A 14,162-nucleotide genomic window follows, 5' to 3' on the forward strand; every position below is an offset into this window, starting at 1 on the left:
GACGAGGCAGTCCCAGCCTCAGACCCGTCGTGAGAGGGGAGCCAACACGCTATGGCCAATGACGCCTTCGTTCCGCTGCGCTTGTCCGGAAGCCCGGTCAAAACGCACGTCGACTACCTGCGATTGGAGGATGCGCTCAACGCGCTCGGCCGGCAGGACTATGCGGCCGAGTGGGGCTGTCTGCCGGGCTGGTCGGAGATGCCTTTCCGGTGGGTCAGCAAAGACCAGCGATACGTCCGCCATGAACTGCGGCTGATGGGAACGCGAGCCCGGCTGCGGCGCATCCCGGTCGAGCTCGCGCTGACGAAAGCCGAACGGCAGGCCTGCACGCAGTTGTTCAAAGAGGTGCGCACGACGATGCGCGAGGCGTTCGAGACCGGCAGGCTTACAGCGCAAGCAGTGCATCACGCCACCGGGGCGCTGACACCCATCCTCGCGCCAGGCGTCTGGCTGAAGCAGGCAGGGCCGATCTTCTTCACTGGCCGCACGGTAATCCGGGAACCGGGAATGCCCGATCTGCTCGCCGACGTAGTGATTGACCAAGCTGATTTCGGCCGCTGGATGAAGGGGCGCGGGAAGGAGCACGCGAAGACCGCGAGCGAGGCAATGCTGCGGCGCGCGGGCGAGACCATCGGTGATCACAAACGCAAGCTCGACTATGGCATCACGCGCGACGAAGCGTTCGATTTAATCGTCGAGGCGGCGAGGGAGCACGGCAAGGAGGTGTCCGAGCGGCAGTTCAAAAAGTTTGTGTGGGAAGAGCGCAGGTCCAAGGCCGGTCGCCGGACGAAGACTCAGAAGGAACTGTTCACTCAGCATAGGTCGGATTTGGCTGCACAGCTCGCAACGCTCTTCGGAAAATCGTTGACTGCGTGAGAACGTGAGGCCGGTGAGACGGATACGCAAAGCTCGCGGCCGATTCTACAATGCCTCACTTCTCCCTGCATCAATTACTTCTTGCATTGATTTCTGAAAAAGCGAGTTGATACAATGACATAAATCAGAACGGGTAATCGCGGCGGAAAGTTTTCTACCCTCGCTATTACCCCGAGACGGACCCGGTAAATGAAACGGCCACGCAGCATCAGCGAGGCCGTCCATGCCCCCTCCCAAGCCCCCCGACACCTACCAGCGAGACCGTGAGCACGAGCTCATGGATGCGCTCGGTCTCCCTGATTTCGAGACGGAGGAGGCGTGCCACAAGCGGCAGCAGCGCATGGTGCGCGCCTTCCAGCGCGCAGGGGCGCCTGGCCGTCTGACCCGTGGCCTCATGAGCTGTACGGCGGACGTTTGCGGCCTCCGTAATCGCTGCCGCGACGGCTGCCATCACGGTCAGCGCAACCTGCGCGCCATGCTTATCCCGCAGGCTGACGAACTCCTGCGCGGCCAAACGGGCCCTTTGCTTGCCCTCACCCTTGTCCACCCCCTCTGGGAAGTACCCTACGAAGAGGGGCCGGAAGCAATTTCGATCCCGGCCGTCAAGCAACTCGTCAAGCGACGGTTCACGCGTCTGGCCGCCCACATCGAGACTCACCCGATGGCGGTCGGGGCCTTCGAAGTCTGTCTCAATCGCGATTTGGCGGGAACGAAGACCTGGGCCGGGCAGGTGCACCTGATCGTCACGGGCGCTACGCGACACGAGCTCCATGCGGCCTTGGCCGTTGGAGCTCGTTACATCCTGCCGCCCTACGCGAAACCCCTTGTCGTCGAGGAAGTGAGCAACACGGCGCGCCAGCAAGCCTACGCGCTAAAGCGTTTCGCCGAGCAGCGCATCGCCTACATCGCCAAGAACGGTCGCCAAGCGCGCAACCACAAGCCGCTCGATGCTGCTGATCAGCGCCGGTTCGACCGTTGGCTCTACGAGCTGAGCATCGGGGAACGCGTGTTCCTGTTCGGTTGCAAGCGTCTCAATGGGCACCTGGTGGGGGTGGCTCAATGAGCAATGAACTCACGAGTACTCGTCATAAACCGCCATGAACACGTGTTTCTAGCTAGAATTTCCTCAAACTAGACCGAGAAAACACTCAAAACAGCTAAAGCTGCAAAGGAACGCTCCATGCCAACCCACAAGCGTCACCCCAAACCTTCCCCGGCCCCGACTAGCTGCTCCGACCGCGTGAGACGGCGAGGCGGTGAAACGGACCTGTCTCGCCGGGCTCACACCTCTCATGCGAACGAGGGCACGGGCGTGACCATCAAGGTCGCCCGCCTCGCGCGGCGCGCTATTGCTCGCACTCCCGACGCGCCGATCCGCATCGTCCGCATCCGCAAGGAGAATGACCACACCCTGCACTTCCTCGTGACCGTCGACCTCGGCCGCAGCCGCACGACGACCCTGACGATCAGTCAGACGAATTCCCTCGGCCAAATCGCCAAGGCCATCGCCGGCGTCTCGGAACACCTCTCTCGCGACCCGGACATCGCGAAGGATCAGGTCGCTGCGCTCATCGCCGCCGCCCCTGGCGAGGCGGCGACGGCGGTCGAGCACGGCGGCTGGAAGGAGCGCGAGGCCTATATCGGCCCCGGGCTGCGCCGCGGGCGCGGCTGGAACCGTTATGTCTGGATGGGCACGACCGCGCCAAGCGTACTTCTGGCGGCGGGTACCTTCGGGGGCTGGTTGCACACCGTGGCCGCCCTGTGCGCGGAGTCGAGCTACCTCGCATTCGCGCTGCTCGTGGCGCTCGCCGGCCCGATCTTGGCTTGGGCCGACCTCCCAGAAGGAGTCGCGTTCCACTTCGCGGGCGAATCCACGACCGGCAAAACCACGACCGCGCGCGTCGCCGCCACCCTCGACGGCCCGCCCGGCAGCCACGCGGACTGGCGCCAGAGCGACCGCAGCTTCGCCGAGACGACCGCGGCGCGCTGCGACCGCGTCGCGATCTTCAACGCGGCCGAGAAGGCCAAGCTCAAGGACGTCAGCGAGATCCTCCCGGGGATCACGCACGGCCTCGTGGAGGGCGGAGCCAAGAAGTACGCGGCCGCGGTCAAGGCGAGCCTACCGGACCTGCGCATCCGCTCGCCAATTCTCAGCAACGGCAACCGGTCCGGGGCGGAGATAGCGCGGATCGCCGGCCTGTCCTGGGACGAGCAGGAGGCGGCCCGCTTCATCACCATCCCCGTCCCAACCCGCGAGGAGGGCGGTATCGTCGACCGGCCGAAGGGCACGGGGTCGGACTACGCGGTCGACCTCGTCAAGCGGCTGGAAGCGGGCATGAAGCGCCACCACGGCAAGGTGATGGGGCGCTGGCTCGACCACGTCTGGTCCAACCGCGAGCGGGTCAACGGGCTGATCGAAGCGTTCGTGGCGACCGTGCAGCCGGCCAACGTCTACGAGGCCCGCATCGCGGCAAAGTTCGGGCTGATCTACGCCACCGGCACCATCGCCGTCGACACCGGTTTCCTGCCCTGGCCGGCGAGCCTACCCCAGCACGTAGTCACCCGTCTCTACCGCCGGGCTCTGGCGGCCCTACAGGAGGGCTGCCCGGTCGAGGCGCTGGTCGCGCTTCGCACCGCGCTCGACGACCCCGCGGTGTTCCCGGACATCGGCGCGGCGCGCGAACTCGTCCTCAACGATGCGCGTGTGGCGGGCTTCCGCTTCGGCCGCGCGGAGGGCGATTACGTGGCCATCCGCCAGGAGTGCCTGGGCGCGATTCTCGGCAAGACTACCGAGCCGGCGGCGCTGATCGGGGCACTGGAGGAAGCCGGCGTGATTGAGGCTGGGCACGGCGCGCGCCGGGGCAAGCAGCTCCATGTGCGGCTTATCAACCGCGACAACGGCTGCATCGTTACCAAGCCGCGCTGCCTAGTGATGAAGGCGGGCGCGCTCGCGGCCTTCCTCGAAGCGGCTGGCCGCGGACGGGCTGCTACCGAAGACGCCATCGTCATCAGCTGAGTTCCTCCGAGGCGGGGCAACCCCGCCTCGATCAGGAAGGCCGCCGCCCGCGTGCGAACAGGATGGGGGCGGCATCACCATAGAATGAGGCTTTTATCATCGGCTGTGAGGAGCCCGGGAGAACGAAGCCGCCCCATCAGCAGAAGAGTCTTTCCGATGGTACGGAGGGGTGGTACAAACGAAGCATGATACGGCGGTGGAAGTATCTGATTTTGCAGCACTTCGTTTGGAAAGCGCACAATCCTTTCCTGGGCACCACTTGATTTCTAGTCTTCAGAAATCAAATCGTTTTTCGGGTTTCATCCCGCACTCGGGTCTCCGGTGCGGGATTTATTTTGGGCTCAGGCGCCACCAGCCGGGCCCGGTTCGCCATCCGTGTGTGGACGGCGCTTTCGCGGCTTCCACCGACCTCCGAACAGGGCGTTGAGCCGCGCCTTCGCGGCGTCGGGAGGCGTAGCGTGCCTGCTTGCGCTTTCTCGGCCTGCCTCATCGAGAGCTTCAGCCCGGCACAGGGAGCGACCCGACCGATCCGGAGCGGAATCGATCGGGCGTGGACCCTGATGATCTCCGCCAGCGTCCGGCGTGATGGCGCGGGGAGGCCGAGGCTCGGCGCGATCCGGAAATTTACTGCGCAACCGCCATGCGCCCGGCAGCATTATGCAGAGACGCCCCATCGTCCCGATCGGGGCAAACGGAGTGAGAGAGATGAGTGCTGGCTATCCACTTCTGTTCCTGGCGCTGGGAACGCTGGGAGGCATCGCCTTCCTCGCCCTCGGTGCCCGCAAGCAGGTCGCCGATCTGAAGAACGACCCGCAGCGTTCGAACATCATCAAGGACCACGGCGGCACCCCGAGACCGAACATGCCGGGGACCGAGCACTGACGATTTCGTCAGGTGCTTGCGAACCGCACCCGATCCGGTGTCGGCGCGGTTCCAGGGCATGACGGAACCGCCGCCGCCACCGACCGTCCGTGAAGAGAATTGGAACTGATCTCCATTCTCAACGGGAGGCGGCTTCGGCGACCGCCGCGACCTGAGCCTTCCCCATGACGGGTCATGCGCATTGCGAGCGCCGCACGGTCTTCGACGGCACAAGGTGAACGGCGCTCAGGCGTTTGGGGACGAGGGCCTTTGGCGCCTCAACCCGCTGGTGACACAGCCCGCTCCCGGGTCGAAGGGTCTGTGGCCGGTGGTGGCCACCGGCGATTGCTTCGGTCACTTCGCGCCCGACAGGAGCGACGCCGAGTCGGCGCACCGTCTCACCGCACCATAGGGGCCAGCTTTCCTTCGCTGCGTCGGGCTGGCTCGCCCCCCGAACCGCGCAAGCCAAGCCCGTGGGTTTTCTGGATCCGTGCCAGCGCGTTGGGCCGTAGCAGGCCCCCGCACCACGATACGTGCCGCGTGATGGCACTCCACCCGCGCCGAGGTGTGTCGTGTCGCCCTTCATCGCCGCTCGGAGCGACCGCGCACCGAGGCGCTGCAGGGTGTTGTCCGGGCGCCGCTCGTGCGGCACCGAGTGAGGCGGGGTCACGGGCGACGCCGCCGGGGGCTTCCTTTCCGCCGTGGCGAAACGCTACGCCCGCAGGTGGCAGGCGGCGCAGCGTCGATCGTCAATCCGGCTCCAGACCATACTCCGCTAGGAGCGCTGCCCGCTTGCCACGAAGTTCGAGCGCTCTGACGGCGTGCCTGCGCCCGGTGCTGCGGATCGCGTCGATCATCCCGCTCCGAGCGTCGTGCGTCACGTGCGCGAGCTCGGCGAGTTCCGTCGCGGCCGCCTCCTCCGACGCGATGCTCTCCCGGAGGGTGTCGAGCACGGCCTGCACCATGGGAATGAGTTGGAAGTCGCGGGCGCCGTTCCTCATCCGCGGGGCCTTTCGTGCTGTGCCCATGCGAGCGTTTCGGCGAACCATACCATTCCGGCCGTACCGTTGATCCCCCCGCGATGTGCGACAGGGTGGCTGTCCTCCCGCTGCGCGTCGACGCCGAGCGCCTGGCGCGGCACCAAGGTGGCGGTACGGATGGTCCAGGCGGCCCGATCTCGGAGGGGCGCGCGATCCCGAGGCCCGTGGCAAGGAAGGCTCGACGCGAAGTCTCGCCCTCCGGTCGTTCGCCTGCGGTCCGGCAGGAACACGCCGCACCCGCCCCTGGTTGGCCCTTCACGTCACCCGTCGAGGATCATGCCATGAAGACCACGCTCGCACTCACCGCCAGTCTCGCCCTCGGGCTTCTCGCCACCGTCACGACCGCCGAGGCCAAGGGCTGCATCAAGGGTGCGGTCGTCGGCGGGGTCGCCGGAAAGATGGCCGGCCACGGCAAGATGGGGGCTGCCGCCGGATGCGCGGTCGGCCACAGCCGGGCCAACAAGAAGGATGCGCAATCTCAGGGTGGCGGGCAGCCCCAGGGCCAGTAAGGCGGTTCGGCCGCGTCAGCGGCGGCGGGCATACGCGATGGCCGCGACCATGGCCGCCAGCGCCGCCCCCGCGAGCCAGGGGGCGAGGCCGGACCGGCGCGGCCCGATAAGCCGTTCCGCACCGCTCTCCGGCGCGAGGAGCCATGCCAGGGCGCGGCGCAATTTGTTGGTGGCGTCGCGGGCGAACCATTGGCCGTGCGCGAAGAGGACCCGGTCGGGCGCGAAATCGATCAGACGCTGCGCGGCCCGTGCGGCCTCGGCCCGGCTCAGGCTCAGGAGCAGCCGAAGGTAGAGCGGCGCCCGCCCGTCCGGCGCGACGATCCCGAGGAGGCGGGCCAGGGCGCGCGGGCCGAGCGGAAGCAGGTCGGCCTCCAGGTTCACGACGAGGTCGGTCAGCACCAGCGTGCCGCTGGGGCGATGGAAGAGGCAGACTTCCCGGAACACCGGGCCCGCCACCAGCACCGTATCGATCGCGCCACCCCAGGCGCGCGGTGGCCGGTCCCCGAGTTCCCCGTCGATCCGGATACCGGCGCGGCGCACCGGCCGCCGGTCCTCGAGGCCCGGCACTGCCCAGGTGATCGCGTTCGGGCAGGCGGCCTGCCAGCCCGCCAGGAACATCCAGTGGCCGATGCTCGGGGCGACGAGGTGGCCGATACGGCCGAGCCCTTCCAGGGCCCGCTGCAGACCCGGATCGTGCGGAACCGGCGAGTGCAGGAGCAGTTCGCCCCCCGCCAGCCGCAGCACCGTCATGCGGATCGGCAGCTCCAGGCCGCCCGCATGGACCGGCGCGGCGTCGACGATCCAGACGCCCTTGGCCACCGGCTTCGGCGTGTTCAGGGGCGGATAGCTGATGTCGTGGGTCACACCGTGCCGTCTCCTGTCCGCGCGGACGGGAACGCCGCCGACGGGGCCGAGGGTCCCCGAGGTGTCGCGGGCTTCCCTGAGACTGCAGCCGCCGCGAGGGGATGCGCCGCCCGAACCGACCATCCGGCGATGGTGCGGGGTCGTGTCTCCCCCCGATGGTTCGAGAAGGCGAACGTCATTCCGCCGCCGACACCCAGAAGCGCCGAGCCGCCACCGGATCGACGATCACGGACGCCCCGTCCGGAACGGCCGGCGGCGCTCACGGCCGGAAGCGCGCGGTCAGCTTCCGCGCGGCGTCCCGATCGACCCGGTGGAGCCGTTCCAGGGCCTGGGTCGCGTCGCGCTCCACCGCCGCCGCGTAGGTGTCCTTCACCCGCTTCACGCGCTGGATCAGATCGTCGAGACTCTCCAGCGGGGTCATCGCGCGCGCGGTGTCCGCCGCGTCGGCCGAAGGCTCGGCGGGCTCGGGCGGGAGTTCGCCCATCTTCACGGCGAGATCCCGGACGGCTTCCGAGATGATCCCGAGCTGTTTGCCGAAGCTGCCGACCTCCCGGATGATCGCGATCTCGATCTCGGGAACGCCCTGGTAGGGGCCGGTCTCGATGTCCTGGTTCACGGCACCGCTGAGGGGTGCGAAGAACGGAAAGCTGAACCACGAGTTCCACGTTGGGCTGCCGGACATCACGGGGTCTCCTGCACGGGCGAGGCCCCGAGAATCCGGGAGATCGGTTCGGCCCTCAAGCCGGTCCTCGTGGCCGCGAGGCCGGAAATCTCGTGATGCGCGACGAGCCGAGCCCCGAGCCGGATTCCCAAGCCCCTAGCCGGACTTCGGCGATCTGGTATACCAGCGTGAGACGAGGCCCCTGGAGCGCCCCATGACCATCCTGTTCAGCCACGAGGCCGCCCGCGCGCATCGCACCCCGCTTGGGCATCCGGAGCGGCCGGAGCGCATGCAGGCGGTCCAGGACGCCCTGGCGCCGGAGGCCTTCGCGGTTCTCGACCGGCGTTCGCCCGAGCCCGCCAGCCTGGAGACCGTGGCCCTCGCGCATCCCGAGGAATGGGTGCGGGCGATGGTGAAGGCGGCCCCGGCCGAGGGGCTGGTTCACGTGGATTCCGACACCGTGCTGTCGCCCGGCACCATCGACTGCGTGCTGCGCGGCGTCGGCGCCGTCGTGGCGGGGGTGGATGCCGTGATGGCCCGCGAGGCCCGCAACGTCTTCTCGGCCATGCGCCCGCCCGGCCACCATGCCGAGCGCACCCGCGCCATGGGCTTCTGCCTGTTCAACAACGCCGCCATCGCGGCCCGGCACGCGCGGGTGGTCCACGGGGCCGAGCGCGTCGCCATCGTCGACTGGGACGTGCACCACGGCAACGGCAGCCAGGACATCTTCTGGGACGACCCGTCCGTGTTGTTCTGCTCGACCCACCAGATGCCGCTCTATCCGGGCACCGGCGCGGTCTCGGAGGCGGGCGAGCACGACACCATCGTCAACGCGCCCCTCAAGCCCGGCGCCGACGGGGAGCGCTTTCGCGAAGCGTTCGAGGCCCGCGTCCTGCCCCGGCTCCGCGATTTTCGGCCGGACCTCATCGTCATCTCGGCCGGCTTCGACGCGCATTGGCGCGATCCGCTCGCCAACCTGATGCTGGAGGCGGAGGATTTCGCCTGGGCGACCCGGCAGGTCATGGCAATCGCCGATCAGGCTTGCGACGGGCGCATCGTCTCGGTGCTGGAGGGCGGCTACGATCTGCGGGGCCTGGGCGAATCCACCGCCGCGCACGTGGCGGCCCTGATGGAGGCGTGAGGCCCTGCAAAGCCGCGCCGTCGGGCTTTCCGTGGCGCGCCGCTGACCCACCTATGGGCCGATGCTGAACGATCGCCGCCTCGCGCGCCTGACCGCCCGTGCCCTCCAGACCTCGCAGGGGCGACCCGGTCAGGACAGGCCGGGCATCGCCAAGATCGTGAGCTGGAACCTGCTGCGACAGGTCGGGGCCAACGTCGCCGGCATCGCCGCGCTGATCGAGCGCGAGCGGCCCGATCTCGTCCTGATGCAGGAGGCCACCCGGGACATCGAGGCGCTCACGACCAAGGTCGGGGGTCACTATGCCTGGGCGCAGATGCCGGGGCGCATCCACGGCCTCGCCGTCTGGAGCCCGACGCCCTTCGCCGTCCCCCCGAAGGCGATCGCGCTGCCGGCCGGCACCCTGTTCGACCGGGTCGCCCAAGTCATCGATCTCGGCGCGTTCGGTGTGGCCAACGTGCATCTCTCGCACGGGCAGGTGCTCAACCGGCGGCAATTGCGCTGCATCGAGCAGAGCCTGCCGGAGCGCGCCGCCGTGATCGGCGACTACAACCTCGTCGGGCCGCCCCTTCTGCCCGGCTTCCACGATGTCGGGCCGCGCCTGCCCACCCACGCCATGGCGCGGGTGGTGCCCCTGCGGCTCGACCGCTGCCTCGTGCGGGGCCTGGCCTGCCACGGGCGCAGCGTGTTGCCGCGCGGGGCGTCCGACCACCGGCCGATCATCGTCCACCTCGCCCCGACCCAGGAGGCCGTCCAGCGCGCGGCGGCCGGCCGGCTGGCTGAGGGCGAGGCTAGAGGTATGGCAGCAGTAATCGGACGCCTGCGTCGCGCAGCCGGACGGGGAGCCCGCGCTGCGCTAGCGTCTCGCGGGTGAGGCGCAGGGTCATCTTCTCCCGCATGAAGGCATCGAGGCGCCCGGCGAGGTCCGTGTCGTAGACCTCGACGTTGAGTTCGAAGTTCAGGCGGAAGCTGCGCGTGTCCCAGTTGGCGCTGCCGATGAAGCACCAGGCATCGTCGACCACGAGGAGCTTGGCGTGGTCGAAGGGCGGATCGTCGAGCCAGATCCGCACGTCGCTGGCCAGCAGCGGGTCCACGTGTGCCCGCGTCGCCCAGTCCACCACCGCGTGGTCGCTCGCCATCGGGATGATGACGTCGACGGTGATGCCCCGCAGGGCGGCGAGGGAGAGCGCGCTCACCAGCACCTCGCTCGGCAGGAAGTAGGGCGTCATCAGGCGGATGCTGCGCTCCGCGCAGGAAATCGCCTCCAGCACCACGAGCTCGATCTTGCGCAGGTCCGCGTCCGGTCCGGAGGTGACCACGCGCGCCTGCGTCCCGCCCTGCGGTTCGAGGGCCGGAAACCAGTCCGGCCCCTCGATCTCCTCGTCCATCACGAAGGCCCAGTCGGCGGCGAAGGCCGCCGTGAGCTGGGCCACCACCGGTCCCCGGATCCGGAAATGCACGTCGCGCACGGGCTCGGGCGGGTTCAGGGCCACCCGGTTCTCGTCCGCGATGTTGATGCCGCCGGTAAACGCCAGCGTCCCGTCGACGATGAGCAGCTTCTTGTGGGTGCGGAGATTCAGGAACGGCATCCGCCAGGGCAGGACGGTGTGCATGAAGCGGCCCGAGGGCAGGCCCCGGCGGCGCAGGCCCCGGTAGATCGCGTCGATGAAATAGCCGCTGCCGACGCCGTCCACGAGGACGCGCACCGCGACGCCCCTTCCTTGCGCCGCCTGCAGGGCGTCGAGGAAGTCGCGCCCGATCCCGTCCTTGCGGAAGATGTAGCTCGACAGGGCGACGGAGCGGGTCGCGCCCGCGATCGCCTCCAGCATCGCCGGATAGACGGCGTCGCCGTTGCGCAGGGGCTCGATGCAGTTGCCGGCCTGCAGGGGCAGGGCGGTGATGCGCCGGACCGCATGGTCGAGGGGCCGGAAGCGCGCCGGCAGGGCGGGGCCGGCGGGGGCCCGGTCCCCGTCCGCCGGGTTCGGCTGGGACGGCTTGATGCGCAGCTTCTGCGCCCGGCGCGTGACCCGGTTGATGCCGAAAAAGGCGTAGAGCGCGCTCCCGAACAGGGGCGAGAGCCAGACGAGGCCGATCCAGCCGATCGCCGCCCCGACCTCGCGCTTGCGCAGCAGGATGTGGATCGTCAGGAGCCCGGACAGCCCGGCGCCGACGAGCCAGAGGATCTCGGTCCGGATCGACGCCAGCCCGCCGAGCCATGACAGCAATGCCTGTTCCAACGCCGTGTCCGATCCCGCAAGGTCGCCGGGGGATACGTCAACGCAGACGGAAGCGCCAATGCGGATCGGCAACGCGAAAAGGGCCGCGGCGGCCGGAGGCTCAGGTGCGCGTACATCCGGCGTCACCTGGCATCCGGGCACCGTGGCCCCGTCCGGTCCGCCTTCGCGGTCCGGCCTGATCCGACCATGCGGCGTTCAGGGTTAACGAACCCTCAACGCCGCTCCGGAATCCTCAGTTCGTGCGGCGCGAGAGCGAGATCGCGTAGGCCGGCGAGCGGATCGCGAACATCGGGTCGTCGGTCGGGCCCGCGACCCCGGCGGGCAGGTCGACGACAGGATCGAAGGTGGCGCCGTCGCAGGTGGCGGCGAGCTCCAGGGCGGTGATCGCCAGGGTGCCGAGCTTGACCGACTTGCGGCTCTCCTCGGGCCAGAGCACCGTCGGATCGTTGGTCGGGTCGCCGGCCTCCCCGAGGATGGCCGCGAGGTCGAAGCGCGCCGGTCCCTGCGCGAGGCGCTCCTTCAGCTCGTCGGCGTAGAAGGCGTCCGGCTTGGCCTTGACCTCGTCGTCGCTGAGGCCGAGCTGGCCCGCCGCCGCCACGGTCTTGAGCTTGGCCACCGTCGCGGTGCCCTTGGCGTCGGTCAGCGTGTAGGCGTGTACGCCCCAGTAATCGACGCCCGCATAGCTCGCCGGCACGGGCCGCGCGTTGAGCCAGGCCGCCTGCCGGGTTGTCTCGGGGTTGGCCGCCCCGAACGCCTTGATCTTCTCCGCGTCCGGCTTCCCGTCCGGACCGGGCGCGCGCACGGTGGCGAAGTCGAGGAGCTGCTGCGGGGTCTTCGTGCCGAAGACCGGCGCGGAGATGAACACGAACACCATGTCGCCGGCCGGGTCCGCGATGCGCATGGAGAAGCCGCGCGTCACCGGCTTGGCCTTGTCGGAGACCTTCGGGTTGCTGCCGCCCATGGAGAATCGGGCCGTCATCGGCAGGGGCTTCTCGGCGTTGGCCTTGGCGAAGTGCGGAGCCTTGGAGAGGCCCGGCGCCTCGGCCGAGGGGGTGAAGGTGCCCTTCACGCAGACGCCCTTGGCGCCGCTGCCGCGCACGTTCGCCTGGTTGCCGCCGGCCTTGAACAGGGCGTCAACGATGGCCTGGGTGTCGACCTCCTGGGCGCCGGTCGGCGCGGGGGCATTCTGGGCGGAGGCAGCGCCAAGGCCCGCGAGGAGCGACAGGGAGGCGGCGAGCGGAATCAGGCGGATCGACATGTCGGGGCGGACTCCGAATCGGGGCGGGCGGATGAGCATCGGGCCGGCACGCTGCGGTCTGGCGCGCAGTTTGGAAAGGCTTCAAGGCGCGCCGCGACGGGCGGCCCTCTCACAAACCCGTGAAGCGAAACGAAAAACCCGCCCGGGCGACGGAGCTTGGTGCTCCTCCTGCCCGTGCGGGTTCGTGGTCTTGGGTCGGGACCGGCCCCTGCGGGCCGACCCCGGTGTTTCGTCTCAGACCGCCGGCTGCAGGGCCGGAGCCGGGAGATCCGAATCCAGGGGCATCGGGTTGCCGCCGAGGGCCGCGTCGAGCTTGGCCATGTCGACCTCGCCTTCCCAGCGGGCGACCACGATGCAGGCCACCGCGTTGCCGATGAAGTTGGTGAGCGCGCGGCACTCGGACATGAAGCGGTCCACGCCGAGGATCAGCGCCATGCCGACGACCGGCACCGAGGGGACCACCGCCAGCGTCGCCGCCAGGGTGATGAAGCCGGAGCCGGTGACGCCAGCCGCACCCTTCGAGGAGAGCATCGCCACGAGGAGGAGGAGGGCCTGCTCGCCGTAGCTTAGGGGGGTGTCCGTGGCCTGGGCGATGAAGAGCGCCGCCATCGTCATGTAGATGTTGGTGCCGTCGAGGTTGAACGAGTAGCCGGTGGGGACCACGAGGCCGACCACGGGCTTGGAGCAGCCGGCGCGTTCCATCTTCTCGAGAAGCGAAGGCAGGGCCGACTCGGAGGAGGAGGTGCCGAGCACGAGGAGCAGCTCTTCCTTGATGTAGCGGATGAGCTTGATGATCGAGAAGCCGTTGTAGCGGGCGACGAGACCCAGCACGCCGAGCACGAAGATGGCGGAGGTCAGGTAGAAGGCGCCGACGAGGTAGGCGAGGTTGGCGAGCGAGGCGATGCCGTACTTGCCGATGGTGAAGGCCATGGCGCCGAAGGCGCCGATGGGGGCGACCTTCATGATGATGTGGACGACGCCGAAGACCGCCTCCGACAGGATCTTGATGAAGTCGAGGACCGGCTTGCCGCGATCGCCCAGGAAGGCGAGGCCGAAGCCGAACAGCACGGAGAAGAACAGCACCTGAAGGATCTCGCCGCCCGAGAACGCACCCACCGCCGTGGAGGGGATGATGTTCATGAGGAAGTCGGTGATCGTCTGCGTCTTCGCCTTGTCGGCGTACATCGCGATCGACTTCGGATCGAGGGACTTCGGATCGATGTGCATGCCCGCGCCCGGCTGGACGAGGTTGGCCACGATCAGGCCGACGATCAGCGCGAGCGTCGAGAAGGTGATGAAGTAGATCAGCGCCTTGCCGCCGACGCGGCCGACCTTCTCGAGGTTGGTCATGCCGGCGATGCCGGAGACCACGGTGAGGAAGATCACCGGCGCGATGATCATCTTGACGAGCTTGATGAAGGCGTCGCCGAGCGGCTTCATGTCCGCGCCGACCTGGGGATAGAAGTGGCCGAGCGTGATGCCGATGATCACCGCGACGATCACCTGGAAATACAGGGTCCGGTAGATCGGCTTGGGCTTCGGCGGGGCGTGCGGAGCGGTGAGGGGCAGTGGTACGGCAGCCATGTGGGCGTTCTCCCGGTGGGTGTCTCGAAGGGTCGGCGGTTCGGCGCCGGGGCATGGCCCCGTCTCCGTCAGCTCTTGGTCTTGGCGCCTCGGGGTCCGGGCCGTCCCGGTCGCGCCC

General features: G+C 68.7%; 13 protein-coding genes and 1 pseudogene. 8 read left to right on the forward strand and 6 right to left on the reverse strand.

Going from position 1 to position 14,162, the window contains the following annotated elements; genetic code table 11:
* The first annotated feature begins 51 nt into the window (after positions 1-51).
* The 5 genes and pseudogenes from MKK58_RS18030 to MKK58_RS18050 all read left to right on the forward strand — a co-directional run bounded on the left by MKK58_RS18030 (position 52) and on the right by MKK58_RS18050 (position 5,165).
* Positions 52-876, forward strand: coding sequence for a hypothetical protein (locus MKK58_RS18030; protein ID WP_243913507.1), 825 nt, complete (start codon positions 52-54; stop codon positions 874-876).
* 223 nt (positions 877-1,099) lie between these two features.
* Positions 1,100-1,939: a hypothetical protein gene (locus MKK58_RS18035; RefSeq protein ID WP_243913509.1), complete on the forward strand. Its 840-nt coding sequence runs from the start codon at positions 1,100-1,102 to the stop codon at positions 1,937-1,939.
* 249 nt (positions 1,940-2,188) lie between these two features.
* The gene (locus tag MKK58_RS18040) at positions 2,189-3,892 is read left to right on the forward strand and encodes a DUF927 domain-containing protein (protein WP_243913511.1); all 1,704 of its coding nucleotides are present in this window, start codon (positions 2,189-2,191) and stop codon (positions 3,890-3,892) included.
* Positions 3,893-4,597: 705 nt separating this feature from the next.
* The gene (locus MKK58_RS18045; RefSeq protein WP_243913513.1) at positions 4,598-4,774 is read left to right on the forward strand and encodes a hypothetical protein; all 177 of its coding nucleotides are present in this window, start codon (positions 4,598-4,600) and stop codon (positions 4,772-4,774) included.
* Between the two features lie 164 nt (positions 4,775-4,938).
* Positions 4,939-5,165 (forward strand): annotated as a pseudogene (locus MKK58_RS18050) (hypothetical protein).
* A gap of 337 nt (positions 5,166-5,502) precedes the next feature.
* On the opposite strand, the gene MKK58_RS18055 reads toward MKK58_RS18050, so the two are convergent.
* Positions 5,503-5,754 carry a hypothetical protein gene (locus MKK58_RS18055; RefSeq protein ID WP_243913515.1) on the reverse strand — a complete coding sequence of 84 codons (252 nt, stop codon included), beginning with the start codon at positions 5,752-5,754 and terminating at the stop codon, positions 5,503-5,505.
* 320 nt (positions 5,755-6,074) lie between these two features.
* Here MKK58_RS18055 and MKK58_RS18060 point away from each other — a divergent pair, with 320 nt between their 5' ends.
* Positions 6,075-6,302, forward strand: a complete 228-nt coding sequence (locus tag MKK58_RS18060) for a hypothetical protein (protein WP_243913517.1) — start codon at positions 6,075-6,077, stop codon at positions 6,300-6,302.
* 15 nt (positions 6,303-6,317) lie between these two features.
* Here MKK58_RS18060 and MKK58_RS18065 read toward each other — a convergent pair whose 3' ends face one another.
* A complete protein-coding gene (locus MKK58_RS18065; RefSeq protein WP_243913518.1) occupies positions 6,318-7,166 on the reverse strand; it encodes a DUF4336 domain-containing protein in 849 nt (282 codons plus the stop codon).
* Positions 7,167-7,425: 259 nt separating this feature from the next.
* On the reverse strand, positions 7,426-7,848 hold the full coding sequence (locus tag MKK58_RS18070) for a hypothetical protein (protein WP_243913520.1): 423 nt from the start codon (positions 7,846-7,848) through the stop codon (positions 7,426-7,428).
* 193 nt (positions 7,849-8,041) lie between these two features.
* Here MKK58_RS18070 and MKK58_RS18075 point away from each other — a divergent pair, with 193 nt between their 5' ends.
* Together MKK58_RS18075 and MKK58_RS18080 are read left to right on the forward strand one after the other, a co-directional pair.
* A complete protein-coding gene (locus MKK58_RS18075) occupies positions 8,042-8,968 on the forward strand; it encodes a histone deacetylase family protein (protein WP_243913523.1) in 927 nt (308 codons plus the stop codon).
* Between the two features lie 61 nt (positions 8,969-9,029).
* Complete coding sequence (locus tag MKK58_RS18080; protein WP_243913525.1) at positions 9,030-9,839, forward strand: endonuclease/exonuclease/phosphatase family protein; 810 nt, start codon at positions 9,030-9,032, stop codon at positions 9,837-9,839.
* Here MKK58_RS18080 and MKK58_RS18085 read toward each other — a convergent pair.
* The 3 genes from MKK58_RS18085 to MKK58_RS18095 form a co-directional block, all read right to left on the reverse strand.
* Complete coding sequence (locus tag MKK58_RS18085; RefSeq protein ID WP_243913527.1) at positions 9,757-11,202, reverse strand: phospholipase D-like domain-containing protein; 1,446 nt, start codon at positions 11,200-11,202, stop codon at positions 9,757-9,759. The two genes, MKK58_RS18080 and MKK58_RS18085, sit on opposite strands and share 83 nt — an antisense overlap.
* Positions 11,203-11,434: 232 nt before the next feature.
* Complete coding sequence (locus MKK58_RS18090; protein ID WP_243913529.1) at positions 11,435-12,460, reverse strand: catalase family peroxidase; 1,026 nt, start codon at positions 12,458-12,460, stop codon at positions 11,435-11,437.
* Positions 12,461-12,694: 234 nt separating this feature from the next.
* On the reverse strand, positions 12,695-14,044 hold the full coding sequence (locus MKK58_RS18095; RefSeq protein ID WP_243913531.1) for a dicarboxylate/amino acid:cation symporter: 1,350 nt from the start codon (positions 14,042-14,044) through the stop codon (positions 12,695-12,697).
* Between the last annotated feature and the right edge of the window lie 118 nt (positions 14,045-14,162).

It is taken from the genome of Methylobacterium sp. J-078, assembly GCF_022829285.1.
Lineage (GTDB): Bacteria > Pseudomonadota > Alphaproteobacteria > Rhizobiales > Beijerinckiaceae > Methylobacterium.